The 16,801-nt window shown below is 73.4% G+C and carries 14 protein-coding genes and 1 pseudogene; 10 read left to right on the top strand and 5 right to left on the bottom strand.

From position 1 onward, the window contains the following. Nucleotides 1–4: 4 nt before the first annotated feature. The 4 genes from ABZ493_RS18570 to ABZ493_RS18585 are packed head-to-tail and all read left to right on the top strand — an operon-like array spanning nucleotide 5 to nucleotide 4,764. Nucleotides 5–2,044, top strand: a complete 2,040-nt coding sequence (locus ABZ493_RS18570; RefSeq protein ID WP_430583604.1) for a hypothetical protein — start codon at nucleotides 5–7, stop codon at nucleotides 2,042–2,044. Beyond that, nucleotides 2,041–2,874 (top strand): ribonuclease activity regulator RraA, encoded by an 834-nt coding sequence (locus ABZ493_RS18575; RefSeq protein ID WP_430583605.1) that lies wholly within the window; start codon nucleotides 2,041–2,043, stop codon nucleotides 2,872–2,874. Before ABZ493_RS18570 ends, ABZ493_RS18575 begins: the two co-directional genes overlap by 4 nt. Beyond that, a complete protein-coding gene (locus ABZ493_RS18580; RefSeq protein ID WP_430583606.1) occupies nucleotides 2,844–3,881 on the top strand; it encodes an aldo/keto reductase in 1,038 nt (345 codons plus the stop codon). Before ABZ493_RS18575 ends, ABZ493_RS18580 begins: the two co-directional genes overlap by 31 nt. Further along, the gene (locus tag ABZ493_RS18585; RefSeq protein ID WP_430583607.1) at nucleotides 3,868–4,764 is read left to right on the top strand and encodes an amidohydrolase family protein; all 897 of its coding nucleotides are present in this window, start codon (nucleotides 3,868–3,870) and stop codon (nucleotides 4,762–4,764) included. Before ABZ493_RS18580 ends, ABZ493_RS18585 begins: the two co-directional genes overlap by 14 nt. On the opposite strand, the gene ABZ493_RS18590 is transcribed toward ABZ493_RS18585, so the two are convergent. Beyond that, nucleotides 4,731–6,473 carry a PP2C family protein-serine/threonine phosphatase gene (locus tag ABZ493_RS18590; protein ID WP_430583608.1) on the bottom strand — a complete coding sequence of 581 codons (1,743 nt, stop codon included), beginning with the start codon at nucleotides 6,471–6,473 and terminating at the stop codon, nucleotides 4,731–4,733. The two genes, ABZ493_RS18585 and ABZ493_RS18590, sit on opposite strands and share 34 nt — an antisense overlap. A 95-nt stretch (nucleotides 6,474–6,568) precedes the next feature. Between ABZ493_RS18590 and ABZ493_RS18595 the strand changes: the two genes are divergently transcribed. After that, the gene (locus ABZ493_RS18595; RefSeq protein ID WP_430583609.1) at nucleotides 6,569–7,120 is read left to right on the top strand and encodes a GNAT family protein; all 552 of its coding nucleotides are present in this window, start codon (nucleotides 6,569–6,571) and stop codon (nucleotides 7,118–7,120) included. Next, nucleotides 7,117–7,680, top strand: a complete 564-nt coding sequence (locus ABZ493_RS18600) for a GrpB family protein (RefSeq protein WP_430583610.1) — start codon at nucleotides 7,117–7,119, stop codon at nucleotides 7,678–7,680. Before ABZ493_RS18595 ends, ABZ493_RS18600 begins: the two co-directional genes overlap by 4 nt. Before the next feature lie 4 nt (nucleotides 7,681–7,684). Here the strand turns inward: ABZ493_RS18600 and ABZ493_RS18605 are convergent, their stop codons facing one another. Both ABZ493_RS18605 and ABZ493_RS18610 read right to left on the bottom strand, forming a co-directional pair. Further along, nucleotides 7,685–8,371 carry a GntR family transcriptional regulator gene (locus tag ABZ493_RS18605; RefSeq protein WP_430583611.1) on the bottom strand — a complete coding sequence of 229 codons (687 nt, stop codon included), beginning with the start codon at nucleotides 8,369–8,371 and terminating at the stop codon, nucleotides 7,685–7,687. Beyond that, nucleotides 8,368–9,024 carry an SGNH/GDSL hydrolase family protein gene (locus ABZ493_RS18610; protein WP_430583612.1) on the bottom strand — a complete coding sequence of 219 codons (657 nt, stop codon included), beginning with the start codon at nucleotides 9,022–9,024 and terminating at the stop codon, nucleotides 8,368–8,370. Before ABZ493_RS18610 ends, ABZ493_RS18605 begins: the two co-directional genes overlap by 4 nt. A 171-nt stretch (nucleotides 9,025–9,195) precedes the next feature. Between ABZ493_RS18610 and ABZ493_RS18615 the strand changes: the two genes are divergently transcribed. Together ABZ493_RS18615 and ABZ493_RS18620 are read left to right on the top strand one after the other, a co-directional pair. Continuing rightward, the gene (locus ABZ493_RS18615; RefSeq protein ID WP_430583613.1) at nucleotides 9,196–13,011 is read left to right on the top strand and encodes an Ig-like domain-containing protein; all 3,816 of its coding nucleotides are present in this window, start codon (nucleotides 9,196–9,198) and stop codon (nucleotides 13,009–13,011) included. Between the two features lie 102 nt (nucleotides 13,012–13,113). Beyond that, nucleotides 13,114–13,281, top strand: coding sequence for a hypothetical protein (locus ABZ493_RS18620; RefSeq protein WP_430583614.1), 168 nt, complete (start codon nucleotides 13,114–13,116; stop codon nucleotides 13,279–13,281). On the opposite strand, the gene ABZ493_RS18625 is transcribed toward ABZ493_RS18620, so the two are convergent. Both ABZ493_RS18625 and ABZ493_RS18630 read right to left on the bottom strand, forming a co-directional pair. Further along, nucleotides 13,256–14,398 carry a Gfo/Idh/MocA family oxidoreductase gene (locus tag ABZ493_RS18625; protein ID WP_430583615.1) on the bottom strand — a complete coding sequence of 381 codons (1,143 nt, stop codon included), beginning with the start codon at nucleotides 14,396–14,398 and terminating at the stop codon, nucleotides 13,256–13,258. The genes ABZ493_RS18620 and ABZ493_RS18625 overlap by 26 nt on opposite strands. Continuing rightward, complete coding sequence (locus tag ABZ493_RS18630) at nucleotides 14,383–15,084, bottom strand: ThuA domain-containing protein (RefSeq protein ID WP_430583616.1); 702 nt, start codon at nucleotides 15,082–15,084, stop codon at nucleotides 14,383–14,385. The genes ABZ493_RS18625 and ABZ493_RS18630 overlap by 16 nt, the downstream gene beginning before the upstream one ends. A 168-nt stretch (nucleotides 15,085–15,252) precedes the next feature. Here ABZ493_RS18630 and ABZ493_RS18635 point away from each other — a divergent pair, with 168 nt between their 5' ends. Both ABZ493_RS18635 and ABZ493_RS18640 read left to right on the top strand, forming a co-directional pair. Then, nucleotides 15,253–16,575, top strand: coding sequence for an enolase C-terminal domain-like protein (locus ABZ493_RS18635; protein WP_430583617.1), 1,323 nt, complete (start codon nucleotides 15,253–15,255; stop codon nucleotides 16,573–16,575). Between the two features lie 101 nt (nucleotides 16,576–16,676). Then, nucleotides 16,677–16,801: pseudogene (locus ABZ493_RS18640) on the top strand (superoxide dismutase); the annotation flags it as partial.

The following is a 16,801-nucleotide window of genomic DNA, read 5'->3' on the forward strand; positions in this document are numbered from 1 at the left end:
GCACATGACCGCACCCGCGACGCCACCCCGCATCCCCACGACGCCGCTGCACGAGGTCCCCGCCTGGGCGGTGCTCGAGCGGCGCCTGTTCGACGCGACGGAGGAGGCCTGGCGCCTCTTCTCCGCCCGCTACACCGGGCCCGACGGGCGCATCCTGCACGCGGGCGGCTTCGAGCACCGCGACGGCGTGGACGACCTGTACGAGCCGTTCTTCAACTGGCCCGCGTTCTACGCCCTGGGCGGCAGCGACGAGATCCTCGACGCGGCGAAGCACCACTTCGAGGGCGTGACGGCACAGCTCACCGAGGGCGGCATGCTCACGGGCGAGTACGAGAACGGGTACGACTGGTTCCACCAGGGCGAGTCGCTGCTGTTCTTCTACGGCCTGTGCGCCGCCGACCCCGGCGACGAGCGGTTCGCCGAGCGCGCGCGCCGGTTCGCCGCGCTGTACACGGACCCGGCGCACGGCAACTACGACCCGGCGCGGAACCTCATCACCGCGCCGCACAACGGCGCGCGGGGCCCCCTGCCCGGGCTGGGCACCGAGTGGCTCACGTACCCGGCGTCGCTCGACTACATGGAGGCGTACGGCCTGCCGCTGCACGGGCTGCCCGGCATTCAACGCTGGAAGGATCTCGAGGACCCGGCCCGCGCCCAGCTCATGGGCGACGAGCTCCAGCGCCGGGCGGCGGGCGACACGGCGGTCAACCTCGCCGCGACGTCCCTCGTCACCAACCGGTGGCTGTACGACGGCGACGCCGCGTCCGCCGCGTGGGTGGCGCGGTACGTCGACGGCTGGCGCGAGCGCGCCGCCACCGGGTCCGCACCAGGCGGCCTCATACCCGACAACGTCGCGCCCGACGGCGTCGTCGGCGGCCTGCACGACGGCGCCTGGTACGGCGGGCACTACGGCTGGACCTGGCCGCACGGCCTGCACTCGGTGGGCATGAGCACGCTGATCGGCGCGATCAACGCGTCGTTCGTGTCGGGCGCCTCGGGGGCGCGCGACGACGGGCCGCTCGACCTGGTGCGCACCATGCTCGACACGGCGCTGGACCACGCGATCACCGCGCCCGTCACCGAGACGCCGTTCAGCCTGCGCGGCAGCTGGCTCGAGCGGCTCGGGCCGCACGCCGCCGAACCCGCGACGCTCGTGCCCTACCGGTACGGAGCCGACGGCTGGTTCGACTTCGGCCCGCTCCAGCTCGACCTGCCCACCTGGCTGTGGTGGTGGACGCGCGACGACGCCGACCGCAAGCGCCTCGACCGCGTGCTCGACGGCGTCCCCGGCTCCGACGAGGTCCGCCCGTTCCGCGACAAGGTCGAGGCGGGTCACGAGGGCCCGTGGCTCGCGTTCCTCGACGGCTCGCTGCCGGACTACCCGGAGCGCGCACTGTCGATGGCGCTCGGCCAGCTCGCCCGGCGCGTGGCGGTGATGGACGCCGAGCCGGTGGACCCCGAGACGGTGCACCTGCACTTCTGGCAGCGCGCCAACCCGGTCGTCACGGAGGTGCTGGGGCAGCTGGTCACCGGCACGCCGCAGACCCTGTACAACGGCGGGCTGCCGTTCGCCGCCGTCGCGTACACCGACGCCGACCGGCAGCGCCCCGGCCTGCCGCCCGACGTCGCCGCCCTCGTCACGTCCCTCGACGCGAGATCGAGGTACCCGTCGCGAGATCGAGGTACCGAGGGTCGATCTGGCGACGGATACCTCGATCTGGGCGACGGCACCCGGTGCGTCGAGCTCAGCCTCGTCAACCTCTCCCCCACGCACGCCCGGCGCGTGCGCGTGCGGCCCTCGCGGTTCGGCGAGGAGCGCCTGACGGGCGTCGTCGTGCGCGGCGAGGACGGCGGGGTCTGGCCCGGCCCGTCCACGGCGTCGGCCGGCCGCGCCGGCGCCCGGACCGTCGCGACCGTCCCGCTCGACGCCCCCGACCTGCTCGTCGAGCTGCCGCCGAGCCACCGAGCCGACGTCGTCCTGCTCACCGCACCCGCCGGCCGCGCGCCACGTCACCACCAGCACCACGAAGGAGCCCGACCATGACCGAAGCCCTCACCGACGGGCTGCCTGTCGACGCCCTGCCCTCCGACCCCGGCGCCGGGCTCGTGCGGCCCGAGATCTCGCTGCCCGTGCGCGGCGGCGCGTACGAGCGGGCGGACGCCGAGTCCCTGGAGCGGCTCGGCCAGGTGTCGGCGGCGACGGCCTGCGCCAAGCTCCACGGCCTCGGCATCCGGCACTCGTTCGTCGAGGGCCCGCGGCCGCTGCGGCCCGGCTACCGCGTCGTCGGCAACGCGCTGACCCTGCAGTTCATGCCGCAGCGGGAGGACCTCGCCGCCGGCGACGAGCAGGAGTACGTGGAGCGGCACACCGCGCTGTGGCACGTGCTCGAGGCGGTGCAGCCCGGAGACGTGCTGGTGGTCCAGGCGTTCGGCAGCCGCTTCTCGGGCTGCGTGGGCGACATCCTCGCCCGCTACTTCCAGCGCAAGGGCGGCGCGGGCATGGTCGTCGACGGCCGCATCCGCGACTCGGGCAAGATCGCCGACCTCGGCCTGCCCGTGTGGTCCACCGGCGTCACGCCGCACTACGCCTCGCAGTCCGAGCTGTTCCCCTGGGCCTACGACGTGCCCGTCGCCGTCGGCGGCGTGCTGTGCATGCCGGGCGACCTCGTCGTGGCGGACGACGACGGCCCCGTCATCGTGCCCCGCGCGATGGCCGACCAGGTGGTCGCGTCCGCGCAGGACCACGAGGAGTGGGAGGTCTTCAGCCGGCGGCGGCTCGACGAGGGCGCCCGCCTCAGCGACTACTACCCGCTGACCCCCGACACCCGAGGGGAGTTCGAGGCATGGCGTTCCGCGCAGGACTCCGCCCGCTGACCCCGCCGGCCGAGGCCCCCGGCGCGGGGCTCGCCGCGTCGTCGTTCGGCCTCGGCTGCGCGCCGATCGGCAACCTGTTCGCGCCCGTGGCGGAGGCCGACGCCGAGGCGACGGTCGCCCGCGCGCTCGAGCGCGGGATCCGTTTCTTCGACACCGCGCCGCACTACGGCGAGGGCGTCAGCGAGCTGCGGCTCGGTGCCGCCCTCGCCGGGGTCGACCGGGACTCGGTCGTCATCGCCACCAAGGTGGGGCGCGTGATCGTCGACGCCGACGGCGTGCCCGTCCCGTCGGGCGGCACCGGCGGGCCGGGCGGCCGGACGGTCGGCGACCTCAGCCGCGACGGCGTGCTGCGGTCTCTGGAGGCCAGCCTCGCCCGGCTCGGCACCGACCGCGTCGACCTGCTCTACCTGCACGACCCGGCGGACGTCGACGAGGCGCTGCACCCGAGGCATGGCGCCCTGCCCGCGCTGCTGGAGCTGCGCGACCAGGGCGTCGTGCGCGCCGTCGGCGTGGGGATGGGGCGCAACGCGCCCGTGGCGCGACTGGTCCGCGGGGCGGCCGGCGAGCTGGACGTCGTCATGCCGGCCGGGCGGGTGACGCTGATCGACCGCACGGCCCTGGACGACCTGCTGCCGGCCGCCCGCGAGCGCGGCGTCGGGGTCGTCGCGGCGGGGGTCTACAACTCCGGCGTGCTCGCCGACCCGGTCGCGGCGCCGTTCTTCGACTACCACCCCGCGTCGCCGGACCAGGTCGACCGGGCCCTGCGCATGGCGGCCGCGTGCCACCGCGAGGGGATCGACCTGCCCACCGCTGCCGTCCGCTGGCCGCTCCGCGTGCCGGGCGTCGAGGCCGTCGTCGTGGGCGCGCGCACCCCCGCCGAGGTGGACGTCTTCGCCGACGCCGCCGACGCCGTCGTCCCCGACCACCTGTGGTCGGAGCTCGACGCGATCGCAAGCGCTGCCGAACAGGCGGTTGACACCGTTATCGGGTCGCATGGCACCGCATAACGGCGCAAACCGCCCGTTCGGCGAGGGCGTGGACGGGGTCGTGGACGCGCACGTGCACCTGTGGGACACGGCGGCCATGCGGATCTCGTGGTTCCACGACGGGCTCGGGCTGCCTGCGGAGGTGGGGCCCGACGACCTGGCCCGCGCCGTCGCGACGTCGCCGGTGCCCGTGCGCGCCGCGGTGGCCGTGCAGGCCGCGGACACGGAGGGCGAGGCGCGCTGGCTCGCGCGGCGGGCCGTCGCGCACGGCCCGCTGCCCGGACCGGTCGTGCTCCAGTACGACGCGCGCCCGGACGACCCGCACGCCTGGGCCGGGATGGCGCAGGCGCTGATCGACGACGGCGTCCCCGTCGCGGGCCTGCGGCTCGCCGTCCCCGGCGGCGTGGCGGACCTGTCCGACGTCGCCGGCCTGGACGCGCTGTGCGAGGGCCTGGCCGCCTCCGGCCGGGTGCTCGAGACGCTGGTGCGCCCCGACCAGCTCCCGGCCGTCGACGCCCTCGCCGGGCGACACCCGGACCTCGACGTCGTCGTCTGCCACCTGGGCCTCGGCACGGGCGACCCCGACGACGCCTGGCGCGACGCCCTCGCCGCCGTCGCCGCCCGCCCTCGCGCGCACGCCAAGCTGTCGGGCCTCCACACGACGGCTCCGGCCGACGCCGGCCGCGTCGCGGCGGCCGCCCGCGCCGCCGTCGATCTGCTCGGCCCGGACCGGCTGCTGTTCGGCAGCGACTGGCCGATGTCCGCACGCGTCGCCCCGTACGCCCAGATCGTCGCGCGGACCTCCGGCGCCCTGCCCGCGCTCGACGACGCGGCCACGGCCGCCGTCTGGTCGGGGACGGCCGCGCGGCTCTACGGCGTCGCCGACCGGGCCGTCGCGGGCTGACGGGAGGTCTCGACGGCGGGCCGCTGCGGACAGGCGCGCACCGCGACGATCGCGACGTCGTCCTCCACCGTCTCCGACAGCATCCCGGTGAGCGCGGCGGACAGGAGCCCGTCCAGCTCGGCCGCGTGCGTGCCCTCCAGCACGCGGGCGAGACGGGTCACCCGCTGCCGCAGGGGCTCGGTCCGGACCTCGACCAGCCCGTCGGTGTACAGCACGAGCGTGTCGCCGGGCAGGATCTCGACGACGTGGTCCCGGCGCGCGGTCGCGGGGACCACGCCGAGGACGAGGTCGTTGTCGACCCACAGCGCCTCGCTCGTCCCGTCGGCCCGCACCAGGACCGGGGGCAGGTGACCCGCGCTCGACCAGCGCACCGTGCGGGCGCCGCGAGCCCGCTGGTCCGCCGTCTGCTCGACCCTGGCCACGAGGACGGTGGCCGTGCCCGCGCCGGCGACGAGCAGCCCGTCGACCGCCGCGTCCACCCGCTCCAGGACCCGCGCGGGCGTCTGGTGGCTGTTGTCGTAGGCGATGGCCCGCACCAGGGCGCGCAGCTGGCCCATCGCCACCGCGGCACCGAGGTCGTGCCCGACGACGTCGCCGATGACCAGCGTCGTCGCGCCGTCGCGTGTCGTGAAGGCGTCGTACCAGTCCCCGCCGATGTCGCGCTCGAGCGCGGCCGGCTGGTAGTGCACCACCACGTCGAGGTCGTCCAGCTGCGGCGGATCGGTGAGCACCGCCCGCTGCAGGGCCAGCGACACCTCGGTGGCCCGCACCCGCCCCTCCTCGGAGCGCCGGGCGCGGCTGCGCAGGTCGTCGTCCGCGTCCCGGCGGCGCACCACGTCGCGCAGGGTCGCCGCGACGGTCGTGGCCACGACCGCCAGGAAGCGCGAGTAGTCCGCGTCCCAGGGACGCACCGACGTGCCGCGCAGCACCAGCACGGCGAGCACCCCGCGGCCGACGCCCGAGCGCATCGGCTTCACCACCGCGCCGTCGACCGTCAGCAGCTCGCCGGAGTCGAGGGCGCGGGCGACCAGGGCGCGCTCGTCGTCCGCCGCCGGTCCGCCGGTCTCCAGGAGGAGGTCCTGACCCGTGGCGTCGTACACCGCGGCCCGGGACAGGTCGGCGCTGCGCGCGAGGACGTCGAGCACCGGCCGCAGGAACGCCGGGAGGTCGTCGAAGGAGGTCGGGAGCGCGGCGTGCACCTCGCCGAGCGTGGAGAGCCGCCGCTGGTTCACCACCTCCAGCGTGGTCTCCGTCGCGATGTCGAGGACCCCGGCGATGCGCCCGTCGTCGTCCAGCAGCGGGCTGTAGGAGAAGGTGAAGTAGGTCTCCTCGTCGAACCCCGACCGGTTCATGGTCAGGAGCAGGTCCCGGCTCCACGTCGGCTCGCCGGTGGCCAGGACGTGCTCGAACAGCGGGCCGACGTCGTGCCAGATCTCGTCCCACACGGCCGCGGCCGGCGCGCCCAGCGCCCCCGGGTGCTTGTCCGTGCCGAGCATGGCGCGGTAGCCGTCGTTGTAGATGAGGGTGAGCTCCGGGCCCCAGACCATCATCACGGGGAACCGCGTGGAGAAGCACAGCCGGACGGCGTGCCGCAGCGCGACGGGCCACTCGTCCGGCGGGCCCAGCGGAGTGCGCTCCCACGCGACCGAGCGCGCCTCGCGGCCGACGGCGCTGCGCGCCGTCGTCTCCTCGAACCATCCTGCGTCCACCGGCGAATTTTAACGAGAGTCGGACGCCCCGCGCCGGTCCCGTGGGAGGATCCCCCGGTCCGGCAGGCCGGCCGGGCCAGGCGCGGGGAGGAACGATGTTCGCGAGGTCGCTGGGTGACGACGGCGCGGAGCTGCGGCCGCTGGAACCGTGGCACGCGGAGGAGCTGCTGGCGACGATCGACCGCGGCCGGGAGTTCGTCGGGCGGTTCATCGGCCTGGCGGACCGGATCACGGACCTGGAGTCGAGCCGGTCGTTCCTCGAGTCGTATGCGCAGAAGGCCGCGACGGACAGCGGGCGTCTCTACGGCATCTGGCTGGACGGCACGCTGGTGGGCGGCGTCCTCTTCCGCACGATGGACGTGGCGCAGGGCACGGCCGAGGCGGGCTGCTGGCTGGAGCCGACCGCCGCGGGGCGCGGTCTGGTGACCCGGGCCGCGCGCGTCATCATCGACTGGGCCGTCCGCGAGCGCGGCATCCATCGCGTCGAGTGGTGGGCGGCGTCGGGCAACGCGGCGAGCATCGCGGTCGCCCGCCGGCTGGGGATGCGGCGCGACGGGGTGCTGCGCGAGCACCACGAGCACCGCGGCGTGCGGCAGGACATCGAGGTCTGGTCGGTGCTCGCGCCGGAGTGGGAGGCGCAGGGATGAGCGGCGCACCCGACGACGCGGTCGAGCTGGTGGGTGGGATCGAGAAGCGCCAGATCGTCCTCGTCGAGCCGGACCCGGCGTGGCCGGCGCGGTTCGCGCGGGAGCGCGAGCGCATCGTGGCCGCCCTGGGCCCGACGGCGGTGCGGGTGGACCACGTGGGGTCGACGTCGGTGCCGGGCCTCGCGGCCAAGCCGATCGTGGACATCGACGTCAGCGTGCCCGACGTCGAGGACGAGGACGCGTACCTGCCCGCGCTCCTCGCCGCGGGGTACGAGCTGCGCGTGCGGGAGCCCGGCCACCGCCTGGTCCGCACGCCGGAGCGCGACGTGCACGTCCATGTCTGCCCGGCGGGCGGCGACTGGGAGCGGAGGCACCTGCTGTTCCGCGACCGGCTCCGGCACGACGCCGACGACCGTGCCGCCTACGCGGCGCTCAAGCGCGAGCTCGCGGCCCGCGACTGGCCGAGCATGAACCACTACGCCGACGCCAAGGGCGGGCTGATCGCGGAGATCACCGCCCGGGCGGAGGCCTGGGCCGCCGCCACGGGCTGGCGGGTGTAGCTGGTCAGCCGGCGGCGTCCTGCGAGCCGTCAGGTTCGCCGTCGAGCAGCGTGCCCGCCGCGTGCGCCTCGAAGAGCGCGGACGCGGCGTCGGCGTCGCCGTCGTCGAGCACGTCGAGCAGGCTGCGGTGCCAGTCGGCCACCTGGTGCCAGTCGCCGGTGAACTCGGGGTCGCCGAGCAGGTGCATGGACCGGAGGCTGGGCTCGATGATGTCCCACATGCGCGGCAGGTAGGTGTTGCCGCTGGCCTCGATGACGGCGCGGTGGAACCCGAAGTCGAGCTCGCGGAAGGCGGGGAGGTCGGCCGCGTCGACGGCGCCGTGCATCTCGTCGATGACCTTCTCCAGGCTGGAGCGGGTCTCGGGCGCGAGCTGCCCGCACGCGAGCCGGCCGGCCAACGCCTCGAGCGCGACGCGCGCCTGCTTGGCCTGCTGCGCCTCCTCGTCGGAGTACTGCGCCACGAAGTTGCCCTGGTGGCGCACGTGCGTCACCAGGCCCTCGTGGGCGAGGCGCTTGAGCGCGTCGCGCACCGGGGCCTGGCTGACCTGGAGGCGGCGGGCGAGCTGCGACTCGACGAGCTGCTCCCCCGGGGCGAGCTGCGACGTCTTGATCATCGACTTCACGAGGTCGTAGATCTGGTCGGAGAGCAGCCCGCGCTCCAGGCCGCTGATCGAGCTGAGCGCGTCCGTCATGCCTGCTGCCCCACGTCGTTCGTCCGATCGTTATCGAGAATCGTTTGTGTAGAGCCAGCGTACGCGGCCAGCCAGGCGTCCGCGATCATCCGGGACGCCGGCGGCGTCGGGTGCACGCCGTCCGGGGCGAGCGCCGCGGCGCCGGCGTCCTCGGCCGCGCGGGTCAGCAGCGTGTGCAGCGGCACCAGCGCGGCGCCGGTCTCGGCGGCCAGGCGCGCGACGACGTCCCGCTTGCCGTCGAGGTCCTCCAGCCAGCCGCGCTGCTCGTCGCGCACCGGCAGCAGGAACGGCTCGACCAGCACGAGCCGCGGGCTGCCGGGCACCCGGTCGAGCAGGCGGCGGTACGTGGCCTCGAACGCCTCGGCGCTCGTCGCGTCGTCGGAGTCGAAGCGACGCCAGGTGTCGTTGACGCCCACATACACCGTGAGGACGTCGGGCGCGGCCGGCGCGACGTCGCGCTCCCACCGCTCCTCCAGGTCGACGGCGCGGTGGCCGCCGATGCCGAGGTTGAGGACGACGGCGTCCGGCAGGTCCGCCGCGACGAGCGAGACGTAGCCGTCGCCGAGGGACGTCTCGTCCCCGCGGTCGCGGCCCGCGTCGGTGATGGAGTCCCCGACGAAGACGAGGCGTTCGGGGGCTGCACTGCTGGTCATGAGCTCTCCTTCGAGTGACGGACGGGTCCGACCGTAGCGGGTCCGGGCCGCCACCACACCGTTGTCAGCGATTATCGATTAATGTAATCTGCCGATGCTTGACGATCCGGCGCGCCGCACCCGCGTCGCCCCGAGAACCCCGTGACCACACGAGAGGTCGGAGCACTCGCAATGAAGCGACCACTGTCAGCACTGCTGCTGACGTCCCTGCTCCTCGCAGGGACACAGACCACCGCGCACGCGGAACCGACCGCGGCCGCCGGAGCCCGGACCAAGGCCGGCGTCATCCTCTACGTCTCCCCCGACGGGAACGACGGCGCGAAGGGATCCCAGAAGCGCCCCCTGGCGACCCTCGAGGGCGCGCGCGACGCGATCCGCGAGCTGTCGAAGGGACAGCGCAAGAAGGGCGTCACCGTCTACCTCCGCGAGGGCACCTACGAGCGCTCGGAGTCGTTCCTCCTCGGGCCGGAGGACTCGGGCACCCAGGACGCCCCCATCACGTACGCCTCCTACCCCGGCGAGCGGGCCACGATCTCGGGCGGCAGGGAGCTGCCCTACGACGGCTTCTCCCCCGTCACCGACCAGGCCGTGCTCGACCGGATCATCGAGACGTCCGCGCACGACGACGTCCTCCAGATCGACCTGCGCGAGCTCGGCATCGACGACTACGGCCAGCTCAGCCGGCACGGCTACTGGAAGGCCAACGACGTCAGCGCGACGCCGCCGATGGAGCTGTACGTGGACGGCGAGGACATGACCCTCGCGCGCTGGCCCAACGCGGGCGCGGCGAAGGACACGGTCCAGATGAACAAGATCGTCGACCCCGGCCCCACCAAGGACGACGCCGACCTGCAGGAGCGCGGCGGCACGTTCAGCTACTCCTACGACCGCCCGCAGTACTGGGGCGAGGCGGAGGACGTCTGGCTGGACGGCATCTTCGGCCAGAGCTGGGAGTGGTCGTACAACAAGATCGACACGATCGACACCGACGCACGCACCATCACCATGCGCTACGGCGAGATGTCCGGGCTGATGAAGACCTGGTACCCCGACTTCCACTTCGCGCAGAACCTGCTCGAGGAGCTCGACGCGCCGGGCGAGTACTACATCGACCGCGACACCGGGATCCTCTACCTGGTGCCGAACGCGTCGTTCCTGGCCGAGCGCGGGGCGCCGGTCGTCACGACGCTGGACGAGCCGATGATCCGCACGGACGGCGCGTCGTACGTGACCTTCGACGACCTGGTGCTCGAGTACGGGCGGGCCCTGGGCGCCGTCATCCTCGGCGGCAGCCACGTGACGATCTCGAACAGCGACGTCCAGAACTTCACCGACGGCGGCGTGTCCATCAACTCGCCGGGCCGTTACACCTACGACGGCATCCCGGTGAACCGCGGCGGCCGCGACCACGCCGTCGTCTCCAGCGACATCCGGCACGTGGGCGGCGTCGGCGTCGTGCTGCAAGGTGGGGACAAGACGACCCTCGAGCCCGGCCGCAACCGCGTCGAGGACTCCCACATCCACGACTTCGCGTACTACCACAAGGCGTACAACCCGGGCGTGATGTTCGACGGCGTCGGGAACATCGCGCGCGGCAACGAGATCAACGACGCGCCCCACCCGGGCGTCATCGTGCACGGCAACGACCACCTGTTCGAGCAGAACGAGGTCTACGACGTCTGCAAGACGTTCCAGGACCTCGGCGCCATCTACATGAACTCGGGCGAGACGCCGCAGCAGCGCGGGCACGTGTTCCGGCAGAACTACTTCCACGACGTCGGCCTCACCAAGCACGGCGTCGAGGGCATCTACGCCGACAACTTCACGTGGGACCTGGAGATCAGCCAGAACGTCTTCGTGAACATGGGGAACGACGCGATCAAGTCGGGCTCGGCCGACTACATCGACGCCACGAACAACGTGTTCGTCGACACGACCGTGCCGTACGACAACTACACGCAGTGGATGGGCGACGGCGAGGGCAACACCGTCGACCGCGTGTACATGCCGAAGTGGGAGAAGGTGTTCGCCGACCACAAGGACTTCGTCGGCACGCCGTACCTGACCAAGTACCCCGAGCTCGGCCACTTCTTCGAGGACGACCACTACTTCCCGAACAAGAGCACGTTCGCGAAGAACGTCGTCTGGAACCCGGACCGGAAGCGCAACCCCGACGTCAACGCCGAGGGCGCGCTCGACACGAAGAACCTGCTCAACTACGGGACCGGCGACGACGCCAACTGGGTGACGGACGCCGACCCGGGCTTCGTCGACGCGGCGAACGGCGACTACTCGCTGCGCGACGACGCCGCCGTCTTCGACCAGATCCCCGGGTTCGAGGCCATCCCGTTCGACGAGATCGGCACGGACGGGCACGTCGGCCAGTCGCAGACGCCGGACACCGTGGCCCTGGAGTCGCTCCAGCTGCCCGCGGACCAGCTGGCGGTGACGCTCGGCGACGAGGTGTCGGTGACCGCGCAGGCGGTGCCGTGGAACGCGACGCAGCAGGCCGTCACGTACACCTCGAGCGACCCGGAGGTCGCGACCGTCAGCGCGGCGGGGATCCTCACCGCCGTCGCGCCCGGCGAGGTGACGGTGAGCGCGGAGGCGGAGGCCGACGCGGGCATCCGTGACGAGATGACCGTGACCGTGGCGGCCGGCGACGGCGTGCTGCACTCGACGGACTTCGAGACGGGCGGCAACGGCTGGGCCACCGACCCGAACCGGGCGATCGTCGACGACGGCACGGGCGACCACGTCTACCGGATCAAGAACGGCGCCAACTCCCAGCTCGACCGCTCCTTCTCGGAGTATGCGCTCGACTTCACGGTGACGACGCCGGCGGAGGTGCCCGAGGGCGGGCAGATGCTCGTCTACGACCGCACCGGCAGCGCGCCGGGCGGGTACGTCCGCTACCGCCACGCGGCGGCCGGCTCGACGTGGACGATCTTCGACTCCGCGTGGGGCACGGTGCAGGAGGTCAAGCTCCCCGCGGGCGAGGGGCTCGAGCCCTCCACCCAGTACGACGTGCGCGTCGTGGTGACGGCGGGCGGAGTGCGCGTGCTGCTCGACGGCGAGGAGGTCGTGGCGGGCGCCAACCCGGCCCCCGACGGGGCCGGCAAGGTCGGGTTCTACGTACAGGGCTTCACGTCGCTCGACTTCGACGACGTGCGGTTCTCGCTCGTGGGCGTCGACCCCGACGGCCTGACGCTGGCGCCGTCCGAGGCGACGATCGAGCCGGGCGAGACGCACCCGCTCGCGGCGTCGTTCACCCCCGCGGACGCCACGCGCACCGGCCTGGAGTGGACCTCGAGCGACGAGTCCGTCGCGACCGTGGACGCGAAGGGCGTCGTCCGCGGCGTCGCCGCGGGCACGGCCACGATCACGGCGACGTCGACCGTGGTGGCCGGCCTCGCGGCGTCGTCCACCGTGACGGTGCAGGCGGCCGACCACCCCGTGACGTCGCTCGGCGCCGAGATCCTCGACCCCGCGGCCTGGACGCCCGGCGAGGGCATCACGGTGGCCGACGGTGCGGCCCACCTGGCGCCGCGCGGCGCATGGAGCTTCACGCCGCGGCAGTTCGGCGACGAGCTGCTCCGGTTCGACACCTCGGTCGGTGCCTTCAACGGCGGCTGGTTCGGGTTCTCCGTCCGGTCGAAGACCGCCGGCGACCCGGTGTGGACCAACAGCAGCTCGGGCTACCTGGTGGTCATCAAGGAGGACGTCATCGAGATGCAGAAGTGGAGCCCCGCCGTCTTCATGGTCGACACGTTCCCCAACACGGTGATCGAGTCGAACTCGACCCACGAGGTGACGTTCGGCGCGGTCGACGTGGAGGGTGGCACCCGCGTGGTGCTGCGTGTGGACGGCGAGCCCGTGTGGAGCTACCTCGACGACGCGGCGGACAACCCGCTCGCCACCGACGGATACTTCACGGCCTACCGGCAGGGCCCCGCGGGCGAGATGAGCCTCTCCCCCGCGAGCTGACCGCGTCGCCTTCGAGCACGGGATCCGTGTCGCCAACCACCCGGATGGCGGGACGGATCCCGTGCTCGAAGGGGGCATCTCCGTTCCTCTAGGGTCCTGACCGTGTGGTCGAGAACGACGTCCCGGGAGACCCTGCGCGTGCGGTCAGCGCTCGACGACGCCGCGCACGCGCTCGGCTCGACGCTCGACGACGGCCAGCGCGCCGCCGCGGACGTGCTCGCGGCGCGCCGTCGCCCCTGCTATCTCAGCGCCACGCGCCCTCGGGGGTGAGGGGCACCAGCGGCGGCACGGCCGGCGCGGTGGTCAGCTCCACCCGGTGGCCCGACTCCGCGGAGTCGAGGAGCCCCGTCATGATCTCCATGACGTGCAGCCCGACGTCGCCACCGGCACGCGGGGACGCCGACGCGTCACCGTCCAGCCCAGCCGCACCGACCATCTCCAGCAGCCCGACGCCGCGGCCCGCGCCCACGAAGCCGGCGCTCGGGGGCAGCACCTCCCACTCCTTGCCGCCGAGCGCCCGCAGCTCGACGTCGCCGTCGAACCGGTTGGGGTCGGGCACCACGAGCGAGCCCTCGGTGCCGTGCACCTCGATCGGGCGGGCGTGCGAGCCGACGGCGTCGAAGCTCACCGTCACGGTGGACAGCGCGCCGCTCGCGTGGCCGAGCACGCCCGTGACGTGGGTCGCCACCTCGACCGGCACACGCTCCCCCGCCCGCGGGCCGGAGCCGATGGTGCGCTCGTCCCGCGACCGCGACGCCGCGCCCTGCACCCAGGCCACCGGCCCGAGGATCTGCACCAGGCTCGTGAGGTAGTACGGGCCCATGTCGAGCAGCGGCCCGCCGCCCGGCGCGTAGTAGAAGTCCGGGTGCGGGTGCCAGAGCTCGTGCCCCGGCGAGACCCAGGTCGCGACGGCGGCGGTCGGCGTGCCGATCCGGCCCTCCGCGACGGCGGCCCGCGCCGTCTGCACCCCCGTGCCGAGCACGGTGTCCGGGGCGCAGCCCACGCGCGTGCCCGCGGCGGTCGCGGCGGCCATCACCTCCCGCGACGCCGCCAGGTCCACGGCGAGCGGCTTCTCGCCGTAGCGGTCCACGCCCGCCGCCGCGCACGCCTTCGCGACGTGCGCGTGCACGCCGGGCGTCGTGAGGTCCAGGACGACCGACACGTCGGGGTCCGCGACCAGCGCGTCCAGGTCCGCGGCCACGCGCGCCCCCGGCAGCTCCGCCGCGACGGCCTCCGCCCGCGCGCTGTCCAGGTCCGTCACCGCCACGACCCGTGCCCGCGGGTGCCCGGCCAGCGTGTCCAGGTACTGGCGCGAGATGACGCCCAGCCCCACGATGCCGATGCCCACCTGGCCATCGCTCACCTGCGCGTTCACCGGCTCGCCCACAGCAGCCCCCTCTCCACGATGGTGCGGACCGTCGGGTTCTCCAGCACGTCCACGGAATGTCCCGGCGTCGCGACGAACACGCGCCCCGCGCCCCACTGCCGCGTCCACACCGCGGGCGACGTCACCGGGCGGTGCCACGGGTGCCACTCCGGCGCCGGGTGGGTGGTGGTGGCGAGGACGTCGATGAGGTCGTCGTGCAGCACCCAGTACTGCTCGGTCTCGAGCTCGACGTCGTCCAGGCCGGCGGTGATCGGATGCTCCCGGCCCAGGTCGGTGAGCTCGACCGTGTGCCGCAGGAAGTTGTCCGAGCCGTCGCCCACCCGCAGGTGCGGCTCCTTGCCCGGGTGGGTGGCGAACTGCCCGCCCACCAGCTGCAGGTAGTCCGAGCTGTTCCGGTAGGAGTCGGCGATCCCGCCGTGCCACCCCGCCAGCCCGGTGCCCGCCTCGACGGCCGCACGCAGGCCCTGCAGCGCGGGGCCGCTGATCTGCGACATCGTCACGCACTGCAGCACCAGGTCAGTCGCCGCCATCGTGTCGGCGTCGGCGTACACCTCGTTGTCCGTCTCGACCCGCACCTCGAACCCCTGCTCGCGCAGGAAGGGCAGGAACAGGTCCGTCGCAGCCTCCGGGGAGTGGCCGTCCCAGCCGCCGCGCACGACGAGTGCTCGTCTCGTCCGCTCCGTCATCGCTCTCCATTCGTCGTCGGTGACTTCTCGTGAGCAGACCGAGCCTATGCGGCATTCCTCGGATCTCTCACCCCTCGCCGGGAGGAGTCTCTTGGAGGAGTTGACAGCTCGCCACTACGGTAGGGGGCAGTCATCCGATCTTTTCATCACCGCCACGAAGAGGTGCGCATGCCCACCATCACCGACGTCGAGATCACCGACGTCCGCTTCCCCACCTCCCGCACGGCCGACGGCTCGGACGCCATGAACGTGGACGCCGACTACTCGGCCGTGTACGTCGTGCTGCGCACCGACGGCACCGACACCGCGGGCGAGCCGCTCGCCGGCCACGGGCTCACGTTCACCATCGGCCGTGGCACCGACGTCGTCGCCCTCGCGGCGCGGCACCAGGCGGACCGGCTCGTGGGGCGCGACGTCGACGACGTCGTGGGCGACATGGGCGCCACGTACCGCGACCTCACCGCCGACAGCCAGCTGCGCTGGCTGGGCCCGGAGAAGGGCGTCGTGCACCTGTCGCTCGCCGCGGTGCTCAACGCCGCCTGGGACCTCGCGGGCCGCCGTGCCGGCAAGCCCGTGTGGCGGCTGCTCGCGGACATGTCCCCCGAGCAGCTCGTCGACGTCGCCGACCTGCGCTACCTCTCGGACGCGCTCACCCGCGACGAGGCCCTGGAGATCCTGCGCGCCGCCGAGCCCGGCAGGGCGGAGCGGATCGCGCACCTGGAGCGTCGCGGCTACCCCGCGTACACGACGTCGGCCGGCTGGCTCGGATACGACGACGCGAAGCTGCGCCGCCTCACCCGCGAGGCCGTGGACGCCGGCTACCGGCACGTGAAGCTCAAGGTCGGCGCCCGGCTCGAGGACGACGTCCGCCGCCTCGGCATCGCGCGCGAGGAGCTCGGCCCCGACCTCACGCTGATGATCGACGCCAACCAGGTGTGGGACGTGCCCGAGGCCATCGAGTGGGTCAACGCGCTGCAGCGGTTCGACCCGCTGTGGATCGAGGAGCCCACGTCGCCCGACGACGTCCTCGGCCACGCCGCGGTGCGCAAGGGCGTCACCCCCGTCCGCGTCGCGACGGGCGAGCACTGCCACAACCGCGTGATGTTCAAGCAGCTCTTCCAGGCCGGGGCCACCGACTACTGCCAGCTCGACACCGGCCGCCTGGCCAGCATCAACGAGATCGTCGCGGTGCTGCTGCTCGCCGCGAAGTTCGGGGTGCCCGTCTGCCCGCACGCCGGCGGCGTCGGCCTGTGCGAGATGGTCCAGCACGTCTCCGTGCTCGACTACGTCGCAGTCTCCGGGTCGCTGGACGGGCGCGTCACCGAGTTCGTCGACCACCTGCACGAGCACTTCACCGACCCGTGCCTGGTGAAGGACGCCGGCCAGGGCGTGTCGTACGTCGTGCCGGCCGCGCCCGGCTACTCCACGCAGATGCGCCCCGAGTCCGTGGCGGAGTTCCGCTTCCCCGGCGGCGCTGCGTGGACGTCGTGACCGTGGTGACCTGGGACACGTTGGCCGGAACACGTTGACCTCAACAAGGGTTCAGGTCGTAGCGTGACCAGCAACGACATCCGCACGACGAAGGGGAAGACATGCCCGTGTACACCCTGCCCGACCTGCCGTACGACTACAGCGCCCTCGAGCCGCACATCAGCGGCAAGATCATGGAGCTGCACCACGACAAGCACCACGCGGCCTACGTCACCGGCGCGAACAC

Source organism: Isoptericola sp. NPDC019482 (genome assembly GCF_040632295.1).
Lineage (GTDB): Bacteria > Actinomycetota > Actinomycetes > Actinomycetales > Cellulomonadaceae > Isoptericola.

Bases quoted from the DNA above. Each gene is read 5' to 3' on its own strand.
- ABZ493_RS18615 (WP_430583613.1), top strand. From the start codon at position 9,196: ATGAAGCGACCACTGTCAGCACTGCTGCTGACGTCCCTGCTCCTCGCA.
- ABZ493_RS18600 (WP_430583610.1), top strand. From the start codon at position 7,117: ATGAGCGGCGCACCCGACGACGCGGTCGAGCTGGTGGGTGGGATCGAG.
- ABZ493_RS18575 (WP_430583605.1), top strand. From the start codon at position 2,041: ATGACCGAAGCCCTCACCGACGGGCTGCCTGTCGACGCCCTGCCCTCC.
- ABZ493_RS18635 (WP_430583617.1), top strand. From the start codon at position 15,253: ATGCCCACCATCACCGACGTCGAGATCACCGACGTCCGCTTCCCCACC.
- ABZ493_RS18585 (WP_430583607.1), top strand. From the start codon at position 3,868: ATGGCACCGCATAACGGCGCAAACCGCCCGTTCGGCGAGGGCGTGGAC.
- ABZ493_RS18580 (WP_430583606.1), top strand. From the start codon at position 2,844: ATGGCGTTCCGCGCAGGACTCCGCCCGCTGACCCCGCCGGCCGAGGCC.
- ABZ493_RS18570 (WP_430583604.1), top strand. From the start codon at position 5: ATGACCGCACCCGCGACGCCACCCCGCATCCCCACGACGCCGCTGCAC.
- ABZ493_RS18605 (WP_430583611.1), bottom strand. From the start codon at position 8,371: ATGACGGACGCGCTCAGCTCGATCAGCGGCCTGGAGCGCGGGCTGCTC.
- ABZ493_RS18610 (WP_430583612.1), bottom strand. From the start codon at position 9,024: ATGACCAGCAGTGCAGCCCCCGAACGCCTCGTCTTCGTCGGGGACTCC.
- ABZ493_RS18595 (WP_430583609.1), top strand. From the start codon at position 6,569: ATGTTCGCGAGGTCGCTGGGTGACGACGGCGCGGAGCTGCGGCCGCTG.
- ABZ493_RS18630 (WP_430583616.1), bottom strand. From the start codon at position 15,084: ATGACGGAGCGGACGAGACGAGCACTCGTCGTGCGCGGCGGCTGGGAC.